We start from the raw sequence: 22,664 nt of genomic DNA on the forward strand, positions 1-22,664 counted from the left end.
TTCTCGCTGTTCATGCCCAGCTTCGCCTCGACCGCGTCCAGGCGCGCGAACAAGGCATCAATGAGACGATCCTTGTCTTCATGGGACAGGCCGGTGAGATTGAGACGGGGCGGTTTTGGTGGCATGCCCAAATCATGCGAGATAGCAGCACAGTTTACAACTGTTTATTGCAGCCTTCGCTCAGGCTGAACAGTTACATTTTTAGTAAGTATCGATTTTACGCGTTCCACAATTGAGTCGTGCTTTGCTTTATCCGTCGCAACCGAAAAATTGATCCTTTTGATAGGTAGCCTTCCGACAATTCGACTCTTGACCTCGTAATAATTATTACTTTTCGGAGGGGCGATTATCCGGTGCAAATACGTCAATAGGCGAGAATTCAGGAGTCCGAGTACGAATTCAAGCTCCTCCTTAACTTCCGGCTTCAGTACAATCACTTTCAGTTTATTATTTGCGAATAAAGGGCGGTTTGAAATTGTAAACTCGCCCTTGTTTGCAATTTCAGGGCCTATTATTTTGCGCAGGGTGAATAGCGCTGGATCACGAGGGCACCAAAGTTCATACCATTCTTTGGATGACTTATCAAAATAGGCGCGTCCTGAGAGCGCGTCTCGCGACGTTTTAAGATAATTCCAGGTTCGAGGAAAATTTTTCACCAACCTCGCTTCAGGGAGCACGCAGCCGGTAGTAAGATCATAAGTATAAAGAACCGAATGGGCGAAAGCCTTCGCATCAACTGGCTCATATCTATGGACATCTTTTCCTTTTGCGAGCGGGAAAAGAGTCTCGTGCTCTAATTTTAGTTCGTCCGCGCGCGCCTTTGGAATAAAGAATACTTCATCTTTGCCACTGTGAATACCTTCGCTTACATATCGAGTAATGTCACCCAATGAGAATTTACTGGAAAAGAGGCGGTTAGCTAAGTTTGCTTTTTCCTCATCCGCAAACTGCCAGCCCGCTTCTGTCGTAAGCGACGCAGGTCGCATACTAAATCGTGAAATTCCGGGCTCGGGACTCTCGCTATTCAATGATTTCTCCAGTTCGCTTGCATCGAGACCGGTCTTATCAAAAGTTACCACATCAAATGGGTAGGGCTTTACCCCCCGCTCCAAGATTAAAATTGCGACATAATTTAACGGACCTTTGAACACCTGATTTGTTCCAAAGTCAACCACCTGAGAAAGGTTGCTTTCCTCAAGAATTACCTTGCGAATATCGGAACCATACTCTCGCCGCATGAACATGGACGGCACAATATAGCCTAAGTAACCTTTTGGCCGCAGCAACTTGAGGCCCTTTTCGATGAAAGGTACGTACAGGTCAAAGCGCTGTTGTGCCGACCGATATGTTCGGCTTAACTCCAACTTCACTTCCGGCGGCATCTCCTTAACATCTATGTAGGGGGGATTTCCTATAATCGCATCGAATCCTCCATCCATGAAAACGTCAGGAAACTCATCCTCCCAATCGAAGACGTTAGCACTATTTATTTGGGCCTCACTACGATCGCTAGTGCAAAAATTCGACGATATCAGAGAGTTACCACATCGAATATTTGCTTCCAAGTCAGGCAGTACGCGACCATGAAATAATTTTCCGCTTGTTCCAATTGATTCAGCGGATTCCCCTTCGAGCACTTTGAGCAAAAGAGAAAGCTTCGTCACTTCGACCGCCTGGGGGTCAATATCGACACCAAAAATATGCTCAAGAAGAATTCGCTTCTTCTCGGTCGTCGTAAGACGCCACTTATCGAACCCAGCGTTCCGAAGCCTTGGTTGTTTTCCCTTAGAGTGCTTTTCGACTCCATCTTCAAAATATTTAGCTTGGTACCAATCTAATAAAAATTGATATGCGCCGATAAGAAACGAACCAGATCCGCATGCTGGATCGACAACACGCAGCCCAGCTGCCTGTTTCAATGAGCGCAGCGCAAATACCCGACCCACGGAATTTTTGATCATGTACTTCACAACATAGGCTGGCGTGTAATAAACTCCGCCAGCTTTTCTGACTTCGGGTTTCAGCTCTAGTACGGGTCTGCGGCCGGGTGCAATCCGAATAACTTTTCCTAAAAACTGCTCGTACACGCTTCCTAAAATATCGGCGCCAATCACCGAGAACTCGTAGGGGCATTCGGGCTCTATGCCGTTTTGAGTGGAACTTTACACGGCGGCGGAAACGTGATGCTGCCAAATCGTGTGAATTTCCCCACCCCTAACCCCGCCCCGAGGGCGGGGAAGTCCTTGCCGCCGGACGGGCTCGCGGGCAGGATGCGAAACCCGCATCCAACCCTAAGCCTTTGAGCGTAAGGGCTTTTTCGATGCCGTCAAGGGTTCGCTGCGCCGGGCTTCGCCCTCCCTTGACCGCACCGAAAACGCCGCTGCTGTGGCAGCTTGCCAATGAGCAACGGACCTGGCCAGGGAAAATACGACCTGTCAAGTTCCACTCGAAACGACATTGGGCCGGCATTCGGGGTAGTACAAGTGTTTGAATATCTCCTTTAACGGCTTATCGTCAATCTGAAGAGATGGAGTTAGTTCGTCTGGATGTTGAAGGCGTCCTTTTTTTTTCGATAGTGGAATAGTCCAGAATTGTATTTGTCGTCAGCCTCATGGAATATGTTTTGGAGTCGCCCGTACACGCCGGCACCCCCAGTCAGCCCCTGCAGCCGTCCGTAAGGTTCTATACCCCTGTCTTCACAAATTCGCAGGAAAATCACTCTATCAATCGTTTGCTGAACGGCGTAATTAAGTTCCGTCGCGCTAATTCCAGTATTACGCAACGCAATATTGCTCGCTAACGATATACGCCACCCTTCGATTTCGCTTAGGAACTCATCGTCGACTTCCGTCGTTCCTCGTTTCCCCTTGGATGCGCCTGCAAATCTATCAAACGATCCCTGAAGTATCGCCTCTTTGGAAAATATTGCTGATATTTCGTTCCACTTCTCCGCTAGATCGCGATAGCTAAAGTAGAATAAACGAGCTGTGCTGGCTCTATGCCGTTTTGAGTGGAACTTTACACGGCGGCGGAAACGTGATGCTGCCAAATCGTGTGAATTTCCCCACCCCTAACCCCGCCCCGAGGGCGGGGAAGTCCTTGCCGCCGGACGGGCTCGCGGGCAGGATGCGAAACCCGCATCCAACCCTAAGCCTTTGAGCGTAAGGGCTTTTTCGATGCCGTCAAGGGTTCGCTGCGCCGGGCTTCGCCCTCCCTTGACCGCACCGAAAACGCCGCTGCTGTGGCAGCTTGCCAATGAGCAACGGACCTGGCCAGGGAAAATACGACCTGTCAAGTTCCACTCGAAACGACATTGGGCCGCTGTGCTCGCCTTGTCGGCTTTATCAGGCTTAATCCGGCAATCATAGACTGCGAATTCCTCAAAATCTGTCAAAATTGAAAGGGGGAGCTTAGCGGACCAACCGTAGCGCCGTAACTGAAATGCCGCGTCGGGATCATCTTTAATCTTTACTGATGGCTTTTTTGCTTCAACGAAGAATTTTCTGGTGCCTCCGACGCGGAAGCTATAGTCGGGCGCGCGCATTGAACTGCCTATCTTGATCGCGTCCTCATGAATTACGTCGCGGTATTCCTCGGCGTAACCAGACTTATTATCCATATCCCAGCCGAGTGCTGTGAAGAGAGGATCGATAAAGTCGCGCCGTACCTGTGTCTCGTTGTAGTGCCCCTTTACATACCTCTCGTAGTTGCGTTCGAAGTTGCTGATAAGGGTGAGTACAGATTCTGGGACGGGCATGGTTTCAGTCGGCTCTATGCCGTTTTGAGTGGAACTTTACACGGCGGCGGAAATGTGATGCTGCCAAATCGTGTGAATTTCCCCACCCCTAACCCCGCCCCGAGGGCGGGGAAGTCCTTGCCGCCGGACGGGCTCGCGGGCAGGATGCGAAACCCGCATCCAACCCTAAGCCTTTGAGCGTAAGGGCTTTTTCGATGCCGTCAAGGGTTCGCTGCGCCGGGCTTCGCCCTCCCTTGACCGCACCGAAAACGCCGCTGCTGTGGCAGCTTGCCAATGAGCAACGGACCTGGCCAGGGAAAATACGACCTGTCAAGTTCCACTCGAAACGACATTGGGCCTTTCAGTCTAGCAAATAGTAAGAGCGCCAATCTTATCTCAAACGGCGAGAAAGTTGCTTTATTTCATGTTCGGAACTCATGAATGTTCGAGTAATTCCATATGGCAAGATGTCTTGATCCGTACCATCTTGACGATTTTGTACGAAAACGATCGTTTTCGTACAGACGGAAAATTAATGTACGAAAAATAGCTAGTGACAATATCGGACATGGCCTACAATTAGTACTTCCTTTTCGTACTAATTTTGCCGCAAATGTCACGAACTTTCATTTATGCACGAGTAAGTACTGTGGATCAGAACACCGACAACCAGATCCTTGAAATTGAGTCGGCTGGTTTCGCCGTAGATAAACGTCGGATCGTTCGCGAAAGCATTAGCGGTAGCGTCGCGGCCGCTAAGCGCCCGCAGTTTGCTCGCTTGCTTGACCGTCTTGAACCTAGTGACGTGCTAATCGTGACCAAGTTGGACCGGCTTGGTCGTAACGCTATGGACGTTCGGGCGACAGTCGAGCAGCTCGCAGCCGATTCTGTCCGTGTGCATTGCTTAGCGCTCGGCGGTGTCGATCTAACCAGCGCTGCCGGCAAGATGACCATGAGCGTGCTAGGTGCGGTGGCCGAGTTTGAACGTGATCTTCTGGTGGAGCGAACCCAGGCGGGACTGGCACGTGCGCGTGCTGAAGGAAAGACATTAGGACGTCGGCCAGCGCTGACGACATCGCAGCAAGCCGCTGCGATGGTCCGCCTCGTGGCTGGCGAGTCAGTTGCCAAGGTCGCCCGCGACTACGGTACGACTCGCCAGTCCATCATGCGAGTACGCGCAAGGCACACTTCAGTAAATGCAGCCGACTTCTGATATTCGAGCAGTCGCCTTCTGAAAACGACAGTAGCGCACCGGTGGACATCGCTGCTTTTCATGATTTTCCTAGGGTAAGAGAAATGTCATTTTAGCGGACCTGTACTGCGTCGCGGCAGCAATTAGCGCTGCAAATGCCCAAGAGGCTTCTCGCGGCCAGCGGCCCGCAAATCGCGTCGCCTTCGCCATTCCGAGACGATCCCAACCAAAAGCGCTCGGTTCCTGCGTCGGAAAAAATCCTTAGCGTGCTATTTTTTCCGAATTCTGTGGGCGCCCCTACTAGCTTTAATTCCGATGAGCCTGGCTGCTGTACAAGAAGCTCGATCAAGCTGCCAGTTGGCCATCCGCCGTCGGGTAGCTGCTTGGACAATGCGCTATGTCCGGTATCGACACAATGGCCCGAGAACCGCGCCAGTTGTGACGCTCGCCATAGCGCAGGATGTAGTTGTTCGGGCGTCGGATGGACGTTAGGTGTAATCATGATGAACTCGCCAAGTACTGTGTTTTTATACAGTATAGCGCGCTCATCGGGGTTGACAAGGTGTGGCCTGGAAGGGTGGCCGCTTGTCGGCCAGTCGCGCAGCGACCAAGCAGCTATGCTGCGCGCCCTGGAACGGGCATCCCGGTTTTTCGCAGAGCGAAAAATGCCCCGGATTTTTTGTTTAGTTTTTAGATATTGATTCGTCGACGGCTTGTCTACTCATTTGATAAATCGCCCAAACACGTTTGACTTGGCTCTGCGAACATCCTGCGAGCCTAGCAGTTTCTAAAATCGTTTTTTTACTTGAACGCAATGCAATTATTCGGTCATGAACCGCTATATCTGTCTTACGCCCTGTAAATTTTCCTGCGGCTTTGGCTAGCTCAATACCCTGCTGTGCTCGCTCCCGACGATTTTCGTACTCGTCTCTTGCCATATGCAAAGCAAGTTTCAATAGCAAATCTTGAATTGAAGCGAGCACAATTTTAGCTACACCTTCGGAAGCGTCAGTGATTTCGGATAGATCAACTATTCCAGGTATCGAGAGGCGGGCGCCGGTAGCGCGGATAGTGCTAATCAGTTTTTCCGCTTCCGGCAACGGCAGTCTACTTAGTCGATCTATTCGTTCAGCAACTACAACGTCGCCGGGTTGAAGGTCAGCGATCATTCGCAACAATTCGGGCCGATCTGAGCGAGCGCCGCTAGCTTTCTCACGGTAAACACCCGCAATGTAAAATCCTGCGGAACGAGTGTTAGCTTCAATACTTGCTTGCCTGGTCAAGTCTTGATCTAGCGTGCTAACGCGCAGATAGATGCGAGCAACTTTCATATTTTTGTTAATCGCACTCAATTTTTCTTTCGTGCGACGAAATAGTCAAACCACGTTTCGCGGAGGCGAAAATTTTGATTAAATGCCCCATTTCACCCTCAACTTAGCGGCTTCCTGTGTCATCCGATGACGTTCGTCTAGCGCGCTTGATGCTACATCGATAGCATTCCCGTGCATTCGAGCGGCAATGACAGTTGCATCGAAGTTTTCTATCCGCCTCGTCAGGTCAAGCAGGTTCCTGATGTCAGGCAACAGTTCATTAAGCATAAGTTCCTCCGCGTGGGCAACGTGCTGGCCAACTAGACTATAGTTAAATTGGCCAGCATTGAATCGGGTGGCCAACAATACAAAAATTGAGTCTACTTGGCTATCTTATTCTTGGCTAGTCTATTTGGCTAATTTGACTATGTTCGCCCCATTGCGGTGTCTAAAGCATAACGAACGTCGCGCTGTGCATCTGCTAGGGGTCCGAGAACTTGACTACCATACCCTGCACTCTCTGACAGCTCGCAGGCACGCAGCAAGGCTCCTAGAGCAGTTTTGATTGCGTCATTCGCTGCCCGCTCTTTCTCACAACGATCAATTTTGTCTGTTGGCATATATCATGTTGACTCGGGTATTGTTCCTGTGACCATCTATTAACCTTTCGGGACGTTCATGCAAAATTTGTTAAGTCATTCTCTGTCTCAACTACGTACGCTGGAAGCACAAATTGTCGAAGAATTGAAAAAACGCCACTTTCTCGGCGTCAGCCAGGCGCGTGAGCAGATTCTTCATATAGCAAGGGGTGCTGGTCTTTCGGTAAAGGAACTTCTCGCGGGCAAAGCGCCCAAAGAGCCGAAAGCTCAACCGCGAGAAGCGAAGTTTCGTCATCCAGATGACTCCACGAAACAGTGGAGCGGTCGGGGCCGTCAGCCTGGTTGGGTGAAAGACTGGTTGGCCACCGGGAGAAGCTTGGACGACGCGAAAATATAGGCCGCAATACCATCTGGTATGTAGAGTTGCGTCAGAGACGGCAGGTTATTCTTCAAAGCCGGGAGTGATCGGCTGTGAACTGCATTTGCATCCTTCGGCATGTCCTGGCCAAGTGTGGGCGCCCCCGATAAGCATGCCTTTTTTGATGGAATAGGTTTGACCATTTGCAGCCTTGTGCGCCAGGTTCGCAGTGCGACATGGTGCACCAGAGTGGCGCCAACGCGCCTCTTCGATACCCAGGGCAAGTCGTTGTTCGTTGGAAATGGCTACACCGGCCTGATTAGCTAGTAGGAGCGCAATATCGCCAGCCCGACGTGCGCTCATTCCGTCAATTTTCATAAGCTCTGTGGAAAGGGTACTGAGTGCACGACCAGCGACGGACCGTGCGGCTGCCTCACATATGGCTGTAAAGTGCTCGCGGGGGATGTCGTTGAGTGCTCTAACATTTCGGTTTAAGTCGGTGATGACGGCTTTACTCAAGCCGTTTTCATCAAGGTGTGCCGGGTTCTTCTTGAGCCAACTAAACATTAAATTCTTTCAGACGTCGTTGGAGAAGAAGACATGCAGACGTCAAAAACAATACCACCGTCCCATTCGAGCGATGCCGTTGCGCCGCACACTTTGCAGTTAGTCAGCTCGCTCTCATGGGCATCGCCCGGCAGATGAATATTCCCCGCGTGTCCACAATCTGCACACTTGTAGATATACAAGACTAGCTCGGTATCCATATTTTTCCTTTTCGAGTCGGATTATCGATCCATGCCCTTATCGTTCTCGGGATTTTGTGCAGGAATTGTTTTGGTCATGTCTGCTGGCTTTATTTCGCGACCGTCGTATTGAACCACTTCACCACGATCCATTCGCTCGATCAACTTGGCTGAAATTGTTGACAGCAAACTCTTCGTCGTATCTTGGTCAACTTCTTTGCTTTCGATATAACGCGTCGAAGCCTCTAACGCTGCATAGGCGCCTTTTAATTCTGGATATTTGCTCAACGCATGCTCACGATCCATAGTATCAAACGCCACTGAACGACTCGGCCGTACAACGTCTGCTAGCAGGTCGCCAAGATCACGATTTCCCTTAAGCCGATCTATGGTGCCGACGATACGCATCATGGTATTTGGCTGCTCAATTCCAGGTTTAGCAATTTTATTGACTGCCAAATCGCGAGCAATGTAAAGTTTGTCCCGTCCTTGGTGAGTAGTATCAAATCGCTCCCAGTCGATGCGATATCCGGCCTTTTCGGCAAGCTCGGCAGTGAATGAACGCAGGGTCCTGCTGTTCCCATCTGGAAACGGATGAATGTAGTCGAGTTCGGAGTAGAGCTTGCTGATCGTATGAGCGAATTCTTGAGGGTTTAACTGCCCGAGCAGGTCGGGTTCGACCTGGGCCAGCGTGGTTTCGAGCCGCCGCTGTGCGGCTTCGTCCATCTTTGAGTATGCTACAAAGAATTGTCCTGGAGCGGCGTCAAGAACGCGACATTTTTGCCAATCAACGCCTGGTGGAACTGGCGTTCGATACTCTCCCGGTGTGTATTCAGGGAAGCCAGCGGAGGGCAAATCTTGGAAAATTCTTCTATGCACTTCACGGAGATGTCTGAGATCGAAATTGCCAGCGACTGGATTGACCTTAAGCTCCGCAATGCGGGAGCTAGTTAAATCACCTTCTAACCGCTGACGTGATTCATCGTCAGGAATGGACACGATTCTATGCCCCCTGGTGAGCTTGCTTTATGCCAGCTATGCATTCTTCCATAGAAATCTCGCCCCTTACCCAGCGCTCCTGCTGAGCTTCAGCAACTGAAGAAACTGTAAGTCCCTCAAGTGCCACTGATGCACGCCCAAAATTTACAGCCGCCTTCCGATCCTCGGCGGAGGGACGCGCTGTATCTAAAACAGCACGAGCATGGTTTTTGGCAACAAAGTCACGCATGAACTCCCGCAAAATTTGAGCTGCCGACCGATCCGCAACCTCGGCGGCATGTTGAAATTCAGCCTTAAGTTCACCAGGCACCCTAATAATTATTTGCTCATCCTTAAGCATAATCTGCCCCTCTACCTAAAGTAGAATTATAACACATTGTATATACATTGTGGTTACAACCTAGGGCATCCCAGGTGTTCAAGCATCGCAACCTAAGACGCTATGTGTTCGACCAACTTTATCATGACCATTCGCATTCGGACTGAAAGGGGGGTATAAGCGGGTCGGGCATATTCCGGGGTTGTAAGCCGGAACCGCCGAAATTTCCGTCACCCCGACTCCATCCGGCCCAATGTCGTTTCGAGTGGAACTTGACAGGTCGTATTTTCCCTGGCCAGGTCCGTTGCTCATTGGCAAGCTGCCACAGCAGCGGCGTTTTCGGTGCGGTCAAGGGAGGGCGAAGCCCGGCGCAGCGAACCCTTGACGGCATCGAAAAAGCCCTTACGCTCAAAGGCTTAGGGTTGGATGCGGGTTTCGCATCCTGCCCGCGAGCCCGTCCGGCGGCAAGGACTTCCCCGCCCTCGGGGCGGGGTTAGGGGTGGGGAAATTCACACGATTTGGCAGCATCACGTTTCCGCCGCCGTGTAAAGTTCCACTCAAAACGGCATAGAGCCCTCCATCCCGGCGAGGAGCGTATCCAGGTCGATCATTTTGCCGTCGCTCTGGAAGGTGTGGTGCCAGTTGTGAACGGGTTTCAAAAAGCGCGTCATTTTGGCTTTTTGCGCGCGGTTTCCAATGTGGCATGAAATGATTCATGGCTGGTTGCTGGCGCGATTCGATTGACGAGCATAGCCGGGCAGCTAAGCGGCCAGCCGCCGCTTAGCTCAACCGGGCGCGGGGCAATCTAGCCACGACCATCCACCGATCCAGCAGCGCCGCCGGGCGTTTGAATTCAGCGGACTATTGGACAACGCCAGGATTTCAGCGACTCGGGACAATTTCATACCAAACCCGAACACCACGATCAACTGCAGACACTGACCTGGTGTCAGGAAACTCAGTAAGGGTTTCGATGTTTATTGGCTGGATTTTCGTTTTTTCTAACCACTCGTTCACCGACAAAATCGCTTTATCCATTCCGTCAGAGAGCGGGCTACCAGGTTTGGATGAACGGAAATCTCTAAATGCAATCATGCGTAATGACATTTCTTCTTGTCTATAGAAAACTTGGGTGAACGCTAATCAAACGAACCGTTGCAGGCAACCCGTGCAATATTGCTTGATTCATGTGTCCACCTTTAGCTATCGCATTTATTTATGCATGGGTGGATAATTCTAGCCTTCGCAATCTTGTACGTCAAGAGAATCACTGAGCAGCCAGCTGAGGCCATATCCTTGTACACACATAAGTCATCCAAGCTCGTCGCGAAGTGCGCGTAGCGTTTCGGCGGCAGCAAACACTTGATCAAAGCCGCGCCAGATTGTCATGGCTCCCAGTTCGCCATCGCTCTTGCGGCCGAGGAAACCGCCCACCTGCGCCATCATTCGAACAATCTCATCGAGCGGCGGGGGGCGCGGAGGACATCCTTTTCTTTGTCAGCGGGTGACGCTGAGTGAGCGGCAGTTTCTGACTGCGAAACCCTACGAAAAATAGACATTGCCGATAGATGTCTTTGGCACAACGGGGAGAACTCGGCTCTATGCCGTTTTGAGTGGAACTTTACACGGCGGCGGAAACGTGATGCTGCCAAATCGTGTGAATTTCCCCACCCCTAACCCCGCCCCGAGGGCGGGGAAGTCCTTGCCGCCGGACGGGCTCGCGGGCAGGATGCGAAACCCGCATCCAACCCTAAGCCTTTGAGCGTAAGGGCTTTTTCGATGCCGTCAAGGGTTCGCTGCGCCGGGCTTCGCCCTCCCTTGACCGCACCGAAAACGCCGCTGCTGTGGCAGCTTGCCAATGAGCAACGGACCTGGCCAGGGAAAATACGACCTGTCAAGTTCCACTCGAAACGACATTGGGCCGAGAACTCACGCGGCAATAGGATTGCCCCCCATTTTCGGCTTCATTAAGTCCTGAACGATTTTCCCTTGCTGCAGGACCACGACGCGCTGGGCCATATTAATGGTTTCAGGACGATGCGCCACAATAATACGGGTCAACGAAATTTTTTCAATCGCCGCATTCACGGCCTGCTCATTCCAAATATCCAGATGGCTTGTCGCCTCGTCCAGAATTAGCATTTTCGGATTCTTATAAAGCGCGCGGGCCAGCAAGATTCGCTGCCTCTGCCCACCAGATAGACCTGTTCCTATATCGCCTATCAGGGTGTTGTAACCCATCGGCATCTGTAAAATTTCTGCGCCTATCGAGGCCAGTTTGGCACAAGCCTCAATTTGCTCCTGTTTGGGAGAGGGGTCGAAAAAGCTGATGTTGTCGGAGATGGAGCCGACGAACAGCGTATCGTCTTGCATCACGGTGCCGAGCAGCTGCCGATAGTTAGCGAGGCCAAGCTGACGGAGATTAACGCCACCGACGAAGATTTCACCCTCAGTGGGTACAAGCAAACCAAGTAGAAGTTTCATCAACGTGGTTTTGCCGCAACCGGAGTGGCCGGTCACAGCTATGCACTGGCCGACGGGAACAGTCAGGTTCAATTCGCTCACCACATTCGGTTCGCTGTCAGCGTACCGGAAGGAGACGTTTCGTAGGTCGATCGAGGGGGCAATGTTGTCCACATCGATTTCGATGTTATGCTCGTCTGCTTCCGCATCAGTCATCACAATGTCGGCCACCCTCTCCCCGTGCAAACGCAACATGCGCAATTCGAACAGTTTGTCTACCAGGCTGGCCATGCGTTGGCTGAACTGATCCTTGTAGCTAATGAATGCAAACAACATCCCCACCGACAACTCATTGTTCAATACGGCCAATGCCGCCAGCCATATTACAATAACCCGCTCTCCGCCAAATAACAGTGTGTTCGCAGTCTGGTACGACACGGTCAGTTTCGCGATGCGTAGGTCGGCATTGAATTGATCCGCCAGTGCATTCATCCAGCCGGCTCGGCGTTCCTCATGTCTGCCGAACAAGCGGATGCTCTGGACCCCGCGCACCGATTCCATGAAGTGCGTCTGTTGTTTGGCCGCATGGATAATTTGTTCGGCGGTCGCCTCGCGCAGGGCGTGGAAAATGCTATAGCGTAGGAGGATGTAGAGTGCTACCGCTGTGCAGGCAACGAAGGCGAGGGTGCTGCTATACAGAAGCATCATGACCAATGTGCCAAGAACGAGGAAACCATCGATCATGCCCTCCACAAACTGCGTGGTCATACTGCGTTGCATCGTTTGAATTGACGCGAAGCGCGATACGATATCGCCGGTATGGCGTTTTTCAAAATAAGGCAAGGGGAGCTTCATTAAATGCGAGAACGCATTGCCCAGCCATTGAAGGTTCAGGTTCGTTGTCAGCACAGTTGCGATCCAGGAGCGCACTGCTCCAATGGCGGTCTGCATTACTACAAGCAACAGGAAGCCACAGCCCAATACGGTAATCAAATCGCGGTCGGCAGCAAGCAACGCCTCGTCTACCAACCATTGCAGGTAAAACGGGGCGACCAGCGTACACACTTGTAACGCCAGTCCAAGCGCGAGCAGCTGCAGCAGTCCTCGTTTGAGGCCGACCACACGCCCCATCAGTGACAACAACGAAAATTGCTGGGTTTCCTGCTGCTTTTCGAACTGGGCGGTGGGCGTTAGCTCGAGGGCCACCCCGCTGAAATGTTTGGCAACCTCCGTCAAGGCGAGGCGACGCTCGCCAATTCCGGGATCATGGATGACCGCGTGGCTGATATAGACCTCTTTGAGCACGACAAAGTGGCTCAGGTCCCAATGCAGGACACAGGGCAGCTTCAGGTTGTGCATGTGCTCCATGTCCAATTTTAACGGCCTGGTCTGAAGCGACAACCCCTGTGCCATCGCCATCAGGCTTTTCAATGTCACCCCTTTTAGCGATACCGAAAAACGCCGGCGCATGCTTGTGATGTCGATTTTGTGGCCCCAGTAACTGGCAATCATGCACAAGCACGCAAGGCCGCATTCTGCCGCTTCGGTTTGTAGCACGATAGGGAGGCGGTTATTACGCCAAAACGAGAGCTGCGAGAGAGTTGGAAATTGCATTGGCGCTTATTCGGTAATCTTGTTGTTTCGATGAGAGCGACGGATTGGGCGCAGCCGGGATCGATCTCTGTTAAAGGCGTCCCGAGATGCTGAAGAGGGGTTCGAGCACCCATTCATAAAGGCGGCGATGTTCGAGCATGATACTGGCCTCAACCAGCATGCCCGACTTCAACGGCATCGGCTTTCCGTAGGCGAGCACGTTTTGCTTGTCCAGTTGCAGGCGAATCCGGTATAGCGGCTCCGATGGCGCTCCCGGCGGCAACGCAACGCCAGGCATTGCCAGCTCCTCCGGGCGCAGTGAAGTGTTGGCCACTTCGCGCACGACTGCTTTGTACTGGCCAAATTTCTGATATGGATAGGCTTGGTAACGGAGCAGTACCGTCATGCCAGGCTTGATAAAGCCGGCTGAACGAGACGGCGCATAGACCTCGGCCTCTAGTTGCGCACCGGCAGGCAAAATCGTTGCCATTGGCGAGCTGGCGACAACGGTCTGCCCAATATCGGCAGTGATGGCCGTGACCATGCCGTCCTTTGGCGCGCGCACCATAGTTTCGCGCCGTGCTTCATTCTCCGTCAAGTCCTGCTCAAGGGCTGAGACATTGCGCCGCAGAGCGCCAGCGTCACGGCGTGCCTGTATTTGAAGATCGCGCGCATCGGCTTGCGCGTTGGCCAGTTCGCGCTCGTTGGCAGATTGGATTCGTTGCAGGTCAGCAATACGCTGGCGTTGATCAAGCACTTCGGCCTGTTTTTCCTGCAGCTGGGCTGCGGAAATATAGCTGGTCGCCTGCAATTCGCTAAAGCGGGTGAATGCCTGTTCTGCCAAGCCAATGCGATTCGCCTGTAAGGTGATCTGTTCTTTGTTGCGCTCGATTTCGGCAGTCAAATCCTGGGCGCGGCGAAGCAGCGCATTTAGCCGCTGCTTCACCTGAACGCGCGATTGTAATAGCTCGACATCGAAGCTGTCGCGCCTACCTTGTAACAACACCGAAACGGCTTTCTCGGTGGAGTCGGCCCTATTGCTACTGCGTTCACTTGAAAGGACAAACAGGACGTCTCCCTCGCGCACTAACTGGCCTTCCTTAATTCTCCTCTCTTTAACGATACCGCCCTGAGCAGGTAGGATCCGGATGACTCCAGCGGTCGGCAGAAGTACTCCTCGGCTCTGCGCTTTGCGTATGGTTCCGAACAAGACAAAGAATGCCACGATTGCCGCTGCCATCGCTACAAACAGGAAGGTCAGAAAGGTATGGCTCAGGGGCCGAGTAAGCATCACCGTGCCATATTGCCGGGCGCTGACGTGCTCTACGGCTTGCTTGCGGAATAAAGGTTGAATGGCTGATCCGCACCCCGACGCAGCGCTCGACTGTGACTTTAAATTACTCAATTAACTTGCTTAGATTGCATGAATTTAACAACATTCCCGCCGAGATTAATCTTTAGTCTTATACTCATACCGCTATACATATTTTTTTTCACTAATAAAATCATTGACTTGCAAATGACTTTCCGAAACACCGCCAATATCGGGTGAGTGGAAAATCGGTGCGTTCAATACAAATATCTGTATTGCCTAATCTTGAGGAAAAATCATGGAAATTGCCTCTCCGAACTGAAATGAGGCTGATGGGAAAAATATTTGTATAACAATATGTCTTATACTTGGTAAAGTCTCGACAGCCAAGGACGTGGAAACTTACCACTTCTTACCTATACAATTTCCCATCATATTACTCACGTTTGTTCGGGAAGGGTTTGACAATTGAATTAGATATAATGAGTCCAATCGCCGCGCCAATTGCAATTCCAAAGGTAGTTCCTACCAATAGCCACCAGATGGCGCCCAGCAATAGGGTGGGGATAAAAAGAAAAAGCAATTTTTTGGTGGCACTGACCGAGTTGTTTATAGGATTGGCTTTTACCCAGCCTACCTTGAAGAGCAAGCAAGCAATTGCAACAACAATAATACCCAATATCAACACCATGATGTTTGTATTCATATCGACAATCCATGAAATTTATTTTTATCGATTTTTACGAAAAGAGGCTACTTTTAGCCTCTTCATATGCGACGGGTTAGAAGTAACTTCCCCAAGAAAAGCCACCCATTGCGCCATCACCTGTAAGCAAACCGCCACCATAGCTCAGGGCACCAGCTGCGGCAATTCCTACAAGACCGATACCGGACACCGCAGCAATTCCCAACCCCAGGCTCATCAAGCCAATACCAATACCCAATTCGTTAGTATTAGCACGTAAACCGCCCGAAATTTGCTCAATTTCCATCAATTCTAATTCTTGCATTACAAATCCTTAAGGTTAACAACAACAAAGAAGTTTCGGATACAGAAACAAGCGAAATACCTTACGAAGAAAAACTGTCAGGCAACGTATATTTTCATATAGAAATGTTAATGTCAAGATCTTTTTTAATATTTCCTACGTTAAATTTTCCGTCACAGTATTTTTAGCCCATCGGGAAACACATGTTTTACGACAGCTGTTCAACACCTATCCAAAACGTCCACTCATTGGGGGACCGTAAGGATTCCTTCGTAAATGAGTAACATCGTCGCCCCCGCTAAACTTTGAACGTTGCGCCATAGTCAATGGGCCCGAGCTTCCGTTCGCGTAATTCGTACATCCCGAAACGATTTGCATGATGCGTTTGATACGGACTGAACGCGGCGAGCAGTTCGGGCGTCAACTGCTTGCCTTCAGCTTCCAGCTCCTTGAATGCCTGCGTCATCGTGTGGCAGTTATGAAAAATTAGCAGGTTGGCGACCAGGTGGTTGTACTTGATGATCTTCAGTTGGTTTTCGCGCACATTGTCTTCGATGGTGTCGGAGCCGAACTACGCCCACTGGGCGAAGTTGTTGAACCCTTCGCACTTGTTCTGGGCAGCCTGGATAGTCTGACGCAACTCGGCGTTGTTGAATAAATCGACGGGTCGCCACAGGAGTGTACAATCTAGCATCATTTTCTGCTAGGTAGACACGTGTCGTACAAACACAGCGAAGACCGTCGCCACAAGTTCGAGAAGCCGCTTTACAAGGTGACGAACTGGCCTGCGTACAACGCCGCGCTCAAGCGGCGTGGCGACTTTACGATGTGGTTTACCGAGGAGGCGATAGCCGAGTGGTGCCCAGCCAAGACCGGGGCGCGCGGCCGGCCAACGAAATACTCCAATGTGGCAATCGAGACCGCGCTGTTCATACGTCAGGTTTTTTATCTGGCATTGCGGCAGACCGAAGGCTTCATGAACTCGCTTGCCGGTGCCCTGAAAGTCGAGATCAGCATTCCGGATTTCAGCTGCGTTTCCAAGCGGAGCATCGGCTTGCCAAGACATGCCTTGAGCAAAGCCATGGCCCCAGGCAGCGTCGTCATCGTGGACTCCACAGGGCTCAAGGTATACGGGAAAGACGAATGGCACCAGGAAAAACATGACGTTGCCGCCCGGCGCACTTGGCGCAAGCTGCACCTCGCGATCGACGAACATCATCAGGTTCTTGCGTGCGAACTGACGACGCCGGATGTGGGCGACACGACGGCCGTGCCGGATCTGCTCGATCAAATCACAACACCGTTTGACACTTTCATGGGCGATGGCGCCTACGACGGCGAGCCGGTAGCGCAGGCGGTGCTGACGAAGCAACCCGATGCGCAAGTGATCATTCCACCGCACAAGAGCGCTGTCCTTTCCGCCACCGGCGTCTGTTGAAGGAAATGTGTGACTGTTCCTGCATTAAATGTGTAACTCGACGAATGTGACGAAGCAAGTGTGTGACTAGAGTTGGCTTAATAAGACGAGTTTGTTCTTGTGAATTCCGCGCTGACCCCACTCTGCTCCTATGACGCGCCGCGGTAGCGGTTTCCGCAAGGTGCGGCCGGTGGTGTGCGAGATCACGAGTTGTTCGAGTTGCTAGGGGCTTTGCGCGCTTAGCGTGGAGCAAATAGGCGAGTGCAGGGGGGCCTGCCGGGTCATATTGTTGGAATAAAGCGAAACGGCATACGGGCGGTTAGAAACCTCAACAATGTAACAAACTGTTGAAGTGTTAGTGGCTCAATGGACGCGGTTCCATGCATTCTGGATGGCGCCAAAAACGATTGGCAAAACCCCAAGTCCTTCGAACGATGCCGGTCGATCATCTCTTGGATACCCGAACGCTTCATGCGATCGGACCATGTTGGCCGCTTGAGCAGATAGCCGGCCGGACTTAAGCGCTTCTTCTAAAACGTCCGACTCAATCTGATGGATCAGCGCCCAGCTTAGGGTGCCTGCGTCACGGTAGCGAGCGACGACTGGCGGAACCACTTCCTCGAGCACATCATCAACATTCGCCAGCAAGCGCATGGTGTCTCCTACAAATATTCGCGATAGCGTGGATGTTAGCATAAGACTGTATATATATACAGTAGTTAAGCAGATCGCCGTCGTACTGACCTGATCTTTCCAAGCGGTGCAGACACGTCGTTTTCTGACCAGCAAGCCTCAGCCCTATGTTCCGGCCCGTAATCATACTGAGCGGTTCGGCTACGTTGCGCCTATATCGCAGGGATGGCTGTGATCTGGGTGGCAAATGTGGCGGTGACACGAAAAGGTCTCGATGCCTCACTTCGCGATCGGTTTTCCGCCCTATGAAATGCATGAAGTTGGCCGGAAAGTTGAGCACGAAGCGCCAAAAGCCGCTGTCGAATCTAATCAACTTAGCGCAAACTAAGTTGATTTAGATTGTTTGACGATGTTTTATATCACTGTTAATATCATCTTGATTTAATTTTCCACGCTCCCAATGCCGCGTCCGCCGTTCTCCCTCACCGACCAGCAAGCCAGTGACATCGCGCGCGGTGTGGCCGAGCTCGAGGCGCGCATCCCACGCGATCCGCGCAGTCATCGTCCCTTTGTCCGGGGTTTTATCAATCTCGTTCGCGCCTCGACAGGAAATTTGTACAGTCCAACCATCTACCGGCGTCTGCTTGACGCTTACGCCTCTGACAGGCGGCCCTCAATGACGACGCTGGCCGCGGAGCGCGAGCGCGCCGGCCGTATTGCTCCCCAGGTGGCCCCGATGCTCCACGGTCACTGCGTTTCCTCCGCCGCGCCGTCATCCGTCACCTCTGATCTCGAACTGGTACGCGACATCGTGGCCGATGCCCTTGAAGAAAAAATCGCCCGGGTTGTCCAAACTGTCGAGTATGTGCAAAACGCCCAACTGGATTTTTATCAACACCAGCTCGAGCAAATTGAACATGAGGCGAAAGCATTGCGCGCGAAGGTGGCTACGCTCGGCGCCGAACTTGCGGCAGCACGCCAGAGCGCCGATCAGTATCGAACTGAGGCGCAAAATGCGCGCGACGCCGCGGAACGGAATGTGCGGTCGATCGAGCAGCTGAGCCGAAGTACCGATGACATGCGCAAGTTTGCATTAATTGGCATTGATGACGCGCGTTCCGAGGTGCGACAGTGGAAGGAGCGCTGCACGCAACTTGAACTGCTGCGGCACAAGGACGCCCAGGCGATGGACGCTTTGCGCAACGCGTCGTTCGACCAGGCACGGATGCCCGTTACGAAAGGCCCTGGACGATGAGCTCTTCTCTGCCCGGCGAACTCGCCGTTCCAGCCTCACCGCTGCCCCGCCCCGCTCACGGCCTTGGTCCTGTCAGCAGCGACTGGGAGGCTGCTGAGGTCTGGTTGCAGGCGATCGCTAGTCGACCCAAGAAAGGGTCGCCCGAAACGGTTGCGACCTATCGCTATCACCTCGCCAAACTGCGTTGGTATTGCGAAAACGCGTCACATAATGTTCCTTCGCAGTGGACCATGCCGGAGGTTACCAAATTCTTCGCGTTTCTCGGCAATTTGCCCAAATGGGCCGTCTGCGCGCACGACGGCATTCGTCATGCACGCCTTGGCGAGCCCGGTTATACCCCCTTTCGGCTCACGCCTTCAGCGAGCAGCCGTTCCGACATTCAGCGCTGCATTCACGCGATGTTTCGGGCCTGGCGAGAAGTTGGGTATATTGCGATGAACCCAATGGGCTTTCATGGCGCCGGCGCCCAGCGTAAGGTCAACGTGAACCGTGCAGTCACGCTCGATCTGTACGATCTGGTGCTCGAGACCATGGAAGCGCAGGAGAAAACGACGTTTGAGCAGCGGCAACGGCACGTGCGTGACCGCTTCGTGCTGATTGGCCTTCGCGAGTTGGGGTTGCGGACCACTGAATTCATTAAGGCGAAAATGGGTGCCTTCCAGCCGCTATCGGATCCGAAAACCGGGCACACGTATTGGATCATGCATATCACTGAAGAGAGCGCCAAAGGCAATATCGAGCGCAAGATACCCGTGACCCGCCACGCTTTGACCGCACTGTCGACGTACCGCAAAGCGTTTGGCATGACACTGTTTCCGACGCCAGGCGATAAAACCCCTCTACTGCTGTCACCGCGAACGCGCAGGGGAACAACGACCGCGAGTGGCATACCGATCGTTTCACTGGGCGCTCGCCGCGGCTACGGCGTGTGGCGCAGTTTGACCTCCCGCCACAGCTTGTATGCGATTGTGAAGGAGCGACTGGCGCAAGCGGCGACCTTCCTGGATTCGATTGGAGAAACTGATCGCGCCATTCAATTGCGTGAGGCTTCGCCGCACTGGCTCCGCCACACGTTTGCAAAGGCGGCGCTAATGACCGGCCAGGATCTGCGCACTGTGGCTGGATGGCTGGGCCACAGAAACATCAGTACGACCATGATCTACACAGAGCAGCAGGCACTCGATTTAATACGGGCTACTGAACAAGCTTCGCCGGGCGTGCTCGCCAGAGAAGACGCGTGCTAGCTATGCAAGTTACCGCCTTGAACCCGCGTATCCGCGGACTTGGCAACATCAGATTGAAAGCGGAAGCTTTTTGACTGGCGTTCAAACATTGGCGCGTTGCGGCGCTGACCTGATCGTCAAGATGTTTAGCTTCAATCACACCGTCGTGGTGGCTTGCTTAAATTTAATGCAAAGCGATAGGCCCGTTGAAACAAGGGGGTTTGCGGCGTCCAACGGCTGTGTTATTCACAGAACCTGTGGATAAGTCGCCGAACGGTTGTTGCAGGCGCACTCGATGGCAACGTGCTCGCGCTAACTGCAAACCAAATATGCCTGCGCGACCGGTCGGTTACGACCCAGGCTGGGTAAAAATGCAAAAACTTGGAAATTCTCATGGGTAGGGTTACCCTTCCCGACTTTGAGAAAATCGCATAGCGAGCGTTTTGAGAAGCCAATTTTTTTGTTCGCTGTTTTTCCTCACGTTTTTACACAGCCTGGACCCAAAGCTGACGTTGTAGGGCGCCACCATTACCTGCAATGACTGGATCGCGGCCCGGCGAGCGCTTCCTGATCTGAGCGGACGGCCAAAGGTGAGAACTTTTGTGAGCGTTTAAAGAATCCACGCATTTCCAAGGTCATCACCTTGCCCAAAGTGGGAAATCGTGACTGTTTTGGAATAGGAAATCATGCAGGATATGCAGAAAACTGCCTAACCGGCGCCGTTCTACTCAATTTTTTCCTGAAGCGCTCACAAAAAGGGCCCAATGCCGTTTTGAGTGGAAGTTGACTTCGGCTACCATGGCGGCTACCGCTGTGAATACTTGATTTCATCGTGACCTTGCATTGTCCAGTGCCTCGATGCGACGAGGCCCGGAACAGGGTCAAGGGCGGGGTGCGCGCAGCGCAACCCGGCGAAGCGAACCCTTGACGCTGTGCAGGGCCAATACGCTGGGTCATGGCCGTCGACATGGCATGCCGTGGCGACGACCATGCAGAGCCTTGCGACGATGTCCCCGTCCACAGCAATGACAGCTGTTTTAATTTGAGGAAGCCGCAATGAGTGTTGGTGTCGAAGCCCTGTTTACGTCCGCGCTGGGACTGAAATCGCCGTGGGAAGTGGTCAAGGTCGAGCCCGAGACCGCCAAACGGAGGATCGATTTCGAGGTCGCCTGCAATGCGAAGCAGTTGCCATGCCCTGCCTGCGGCGTGAACGGGCAAGACATTCATGACAGGGTCAGGCGCGACTGGCGTCATCTCGATTTTTTCCAGCATGAGGCGTGGCTGCACGCCGACGTGCCGCGGGTCGATTGCAGCGCTTGTGGCAAGACCACGGCGGTGGAGGCGCCGTGGGCACGCCCTGGCAGCGGCTTTACGCTGCTGCTCGAAGCGTTCGCCCTGTCGCTGTGTCAGTCCATGCCGGTTGCGCACGCTGCCGCCCTGCTGCGGGTCAATTCGAAGCAGTTGTGGCGCCGGATCGAGCACTACGTCGGTGTGGCGCGCGCGCAGGAGGAAATGAACGGCGTCGCCGTGGTTGGCATCGACGATTTGAGTTTCAGGCGCGGCCAGGACTATGTGACTGTGGTCCATGACCTGGAAGCGAAGCGCCTGCTGTTCATGACTGAGGGCCGAAAGCATGGCACGGTCATCGAATTCAAGGCCGACTTGATCGCGCACGGTGGCAACCCGGACGACATCAAGCACGTCTGCATGGACATGAGCGCCGCCTACACCAAGGGCGTGACCGAGATCTTGCCGCAAGCCCAGATCAGCTTCGACCGGTTTCATGTGATCGCCTTGGCCAACGAGGCGATGGACGTCGTGCGGCGCGATGAGATGAGAGACCAGCCCCGCGTCGTGCGCGCGGCGATGGGAACGGAGCGTAAAGCGATCAAGGGCATGTTCTGGGGCATGCGCAAAGACCATGCCGACTGGAGCGTGGATCAGATCAACACCATGTATCGCTTGCAGCGTTCGAACCTCAAGAGCGCACGCGCCTGGCGTCTGAAAGAGGGGCTGCGCTCGGCCTACGCGACTGGCGTAACGAGCAACTGCCCTGCAAAAGCCGAAGCCGCCTTGAGGAGCTGGATGTCGTGGGCGCGGCGAAGTCGGCTTGAGCCGTTCAAGAAGCTCGCCACCACGCTCAAGGAACGCCTGGCCGGCGTCGTGCGCGGCATGCTCGACGGCCGCAGCAACGCTTATGTCGAGGCGATGAATGGCATGCTCCAGCAGGTCAAACGGGCCGCGCGCGGATTCCGAACCGTGAAGAACTTCGTCGCCATCGCCTACCTTCGCATGTCCAAGTTAACAAACCTGCCGCAGAATCCCATGCAACCAGCCGCGCCGCTGCGATCTACCATTTACCGCGCTGGCCGTCCATTTCCACTCGAAACGGCGTAGAGCCCCAAAACCGCCCCGTCTCAATCTCACCGGCCTGTCCCATGAAGACAAGGATCGTCTCATTGATGCCTTGTTCGCGCGCCTGGACGCGGTCGAGGCGAAGCTGGGCATGAACAGCGAGAA

General features: G+C 53.1%; 19 protein-coding genes and 2 pseudogenes. 6 read left to right on the top strand and 15 right to left on the bottom strand.

Translation table 11 applies throughout. From position 1 onward, the window contains the following. Positions 1–164: 164 nt before the first annotated feature. Together ACP7BZ_RS22335 and ACP7BZ_RS22340 are read right to left on the bottom strand one after the other, a co-directional pair. Positions 165–2,114, bottom strand: a complete 1,950-nt coding sequence (locus ACP7BZ_RS22335; protein ID WP_426117302.1) for an Eco57I restriction-modification methylase domain-containing protein — start codon at positions 2,112–2,114, stop codon at positions 165–167. A gap of 956 nt (positions 2,115–3,070) precedes the next feature. Beyond that, positions 3,071–3,757 carry a type I restriction endonuclease gene (locus ACP7BZ_RS22340; RefSeq protein WP_426117304.1) on the bottom strand — a complete coding sequence of 229 codons (687 nt, stop codon included), beginning with the start codon at positions 3,755–3,757 and terminating at the stop codon, positions 3,071–3,073. Positions 3,758–4,349: 592 nt separating this feature from the next. On the opposite strand from ACP7BZ_RS22340, the gene ACP7BZ_RS22345 reads away from it, so the two are divergent. After that, complete coding sequence (locus ACP7BZ_RS22345; RefSeq protein ID WP_426117306.1) at positions 4,350–4,949, top strand: recombinase family protein; 600 nt, start codon at positions 4,350–4,352, stop codon at positions 4,947–4,949. A 277-nt stretch (positions 4,950–5,226) separates the two neighbouring features. On the opposite strand, the pseudogene ACP7BZ_RS22350 reads toward ACP7BZ_RS22345, so the two are convergent. Continuing rightward, positions 5,227–5,430 (bottom strand): annotated as a pseudogene (locus ACP7BZ_RS22350) (translesion DNA synthesis-associated protein ImuA); the annotation flags it as partial. A 181-nt stretch (positions 5,431–5,611) separates the two neighbouring features. Continuing rightward, positions 5,612–6,280: a recombinase family protein gene (locus ACP7BZ_RS22355; protein ID WP_426117308.1), complete on the bottom strand. Its 669-nt coding sequence runs from the start codon at positions 6,278–6,280 to the stop codon at positions 5,612–5,614. A gap of 636 nt (positions 6,281–6,916) precedes the next feature. On the opposite strand from ACP7BZ_RS22355, the gene ACP7BZ_RS22360 reads away from it, so the two are divergent. Continuing rightward, positions 6,917–7,234 (top strand): H-NS family nucleoid-associated regulatory protein, encoded by a 318-nt coding sequence (locus tag ACP7BZ_RS22360; RefSeq protein ID WP_426117310.1) that lies wholly within the window; start codon positions 6,917–6,919, stop codon positions 7,232–7,234. A 45-nt stretch (positions 7,235–7,279) separates the two neighbouring features. Here the strand turns inward: ACP7BZ_RS22360 and ACP7BZ_RS22365 are convergent, their stop codons facing one another. The 10 genes and pseudogenes from ACP7BZ_RS22365 to ACP7BZ_RS22410 all read right to left on the bottom strand — a co-directional run bounded on the left by ACP7BZ_RS22365 (position 7,280) and on the right by ACP7BZ_RS22410 (position 16,172). Further along, the gene (locus tag ACP7BZ_RS22365) at positions 7,280–7,762 is read right to left on the bottom strand and encodes a hypothetical protein (RefSeq protein WP_426117312.1); all 483 of its coding nucleotides are present in this window, start codon (positions 7,760–7,762) and stop codon (positions 7,280–7,282) included. Continuing rightward, positions 7,762–7,962 (bottom strand): hypothetical protein, encoded by a 201-nt coding sequence (locus ACP7BZ_RS22370; RefSeq protein WP_426117314.1) that lies wholly within the window; start codon positions 7,960–7,962, stop codon positions 7,762–7,764. Before ACP7BZ_RS22370 ends, ACP7BZ_RS22365 begins: the two co-directional genes overlap by 1 nt. A 21-nt stretch (positions 7,963–7,983) precedes the next feature. Then, a complete protein-coding gene (locus ACP7BZ_RS22375) occupies positions 7,984–8,940 on the bottom strand; it encodes a Fic/DOC family protein (RefSeq protein ID WP_426117316.1) in 957 nt (318 codons plus the stop codon). 4 nt (positions 8,941–8,944) lie between these two features. Beyond that, positions 8,945–9,280: a hypothetical protein gene (locus ACP7BZ_RS22380; RefSeq protein ID WP_426117318.1), complete on the bottom strand. Its 336-nt coding sequence runs from the start codon at positions 9,278–9,280 to the stop codon at positions 8,945–8,947. Positions 9,281–10,570: 1,290 nt separating this feature from the next. Further along, positions 10,571–10,741 (bottom strand): annotated as a pseudogene (locus ACP7BZ_RS22385) (IS4 family transposase); the annotation flags it as partial. A 447-nt stretch (positions 10,742–11,188) separates the two neighbouring features. After that, entirely contained in the window at positions 11,189–13,336 is a 2,148-nt protein-coding gene (locus tag ACP7BZ_RS22390; protein WP_426117320.1) for a peptidase domain-containing ABC transporter, read from the bottom strand. A 70-nt stretch (positions 13,337–13,406) separates the two neighbouring features. Continuing rightward, entirely contained in the window at positions 13,407–14,720 is a 1,314-nt protein-coding gene (locus ACP7BZ_RS22395) for an HlyD family secretion protein (RefSeq protein ID WP_426117322.1), read from the bottom strand. Positions 14,721–15,063: 343 nt separating this feature from the next. Next, the gene (locus ACP7BZ_RS22400; RefSeq protein WP_426117324.1) at positions 15,064–15,333 is read right to left on the bottom strand and encodes a hypothetical protein; all 270 of its coding nucleotides are present in this window, start codon (positions 15,331–15,333) and stop codon (positions 15,064–15,066) included. Between the two features lie 76 nt (positions 15,334–15,409). Continuing rightward, positions 15,410–15,637, bottom strand: coding sequence for a hypothetical protein (locus tag ACP7BZ_RS22405; RefSeq protein ID WP_426117326.1), 228 nt, complete (start codon positions 15,635–15,637; stop codon positions 15,410–15,412). A gap of 277 nt (positions 15,638–15,914) precedes the next feature. Further along, the gene (locus ACP7BZ_RS22410) at positions 15,915–16,172 is read right to left on the bottom strand and encodes a Tn3 family transposase (protein ID WP_426117337.1); all 258 of its coding nucleotides are present in this window, start codon (positions 16,170–16,172) and stop codon (positions 15,915–15,917) included. Between the two features lie 159 nt (positions 16,173–16,331). On the opposite strand from ACP7BZ_RS22410, the gene ACP7BZ_RS22415 reads away from it, so the two are divergent. After that, on the top strand, positions 16,332–17,054 hold the full coding sequence (locus ACP7BZ_RS22415; protein ID WP_426117328.1) for an IS5 family transposase: 723 nt from the start codon (positions 16,332–16,334) through the stop codon (positions 17,052–17,054). 342 nt (positions 17,055–17,396) lie between these two features. Here the strand turns inward: ACP7BZ_RS22415 and ACP7BZ_RS22420 are convergent, their stop codons facing one another. Beyond that, positions 17,397–17,687: a DUF2471 family protein gene (locus ACP7BZ_RS22420; protein ID WP_426117330.1), complete on the bottom strand. Its 291-nt coding sequence runs from the start codon at positions 17,685–17,687 to the stop codon at positions 17,397–17,399. A 439-nt stretch (positions 17,688–18,126) separates the two neighbouring features. Here ACP7BZ_RS22420 and ACP7BZ_RS22425 point away from each other — a divergent pair, with 439 nt between their 5' ends. From ACP7BZ_RS22425 to ACP7BZ_RS22435, 3 genes are all read left to right on the top strand, one after another. Then, positions 18,127–18,921, top strand: coding sequence for a hypothetical protein (locus ACP7BZ_RS22425; RefSeq protein WP_426117331.1), 795 nt, complete (start codon positions 18,127–18,129; stop codon positions 18,919–18,921). Further along, positions 18,918–20,165, top strand: a complete 1,248-nt coding sequence (locus ACP7BZ_RS22430; RefSeq protein ID WP_426117333.1) for a tyrosine-type recombinase/integrase — start codon at positions 18,918–18,920, stop codon at positions 20,163–20,165. Before ACP7BZ_RS22425 ends, ACP7BZ_RS22430 begins: the two co-directional genes overlap by 4 nt. A 1,035-nt stretch (positions 20,166–21,200) precedes the next feature. After that, positions 21,201–22,541 (top strand): ISL3 family transposase, encoded by a 1,341-nt coding sequence (locus ACP7BZ_RS22435; protein WP_426117335.1) that lies wholly within the window; start codon positions 21,201–21,203, stop codon positions 22,539–22,541. The last annotated feature ends 123 nt before the right edge of the window (positions 22,542–22,664 follow it).

It is taken from the genome of Massilia sp. PWRC2, assembly GCF_049896725.1.
In the GTDB taxonomy this organism is placed as follows: Bacteria; Pseudomonadota; Gammaproteobacteria; order Burkholderiales; family Burkholderiaceae_D; genus JAFCUW01.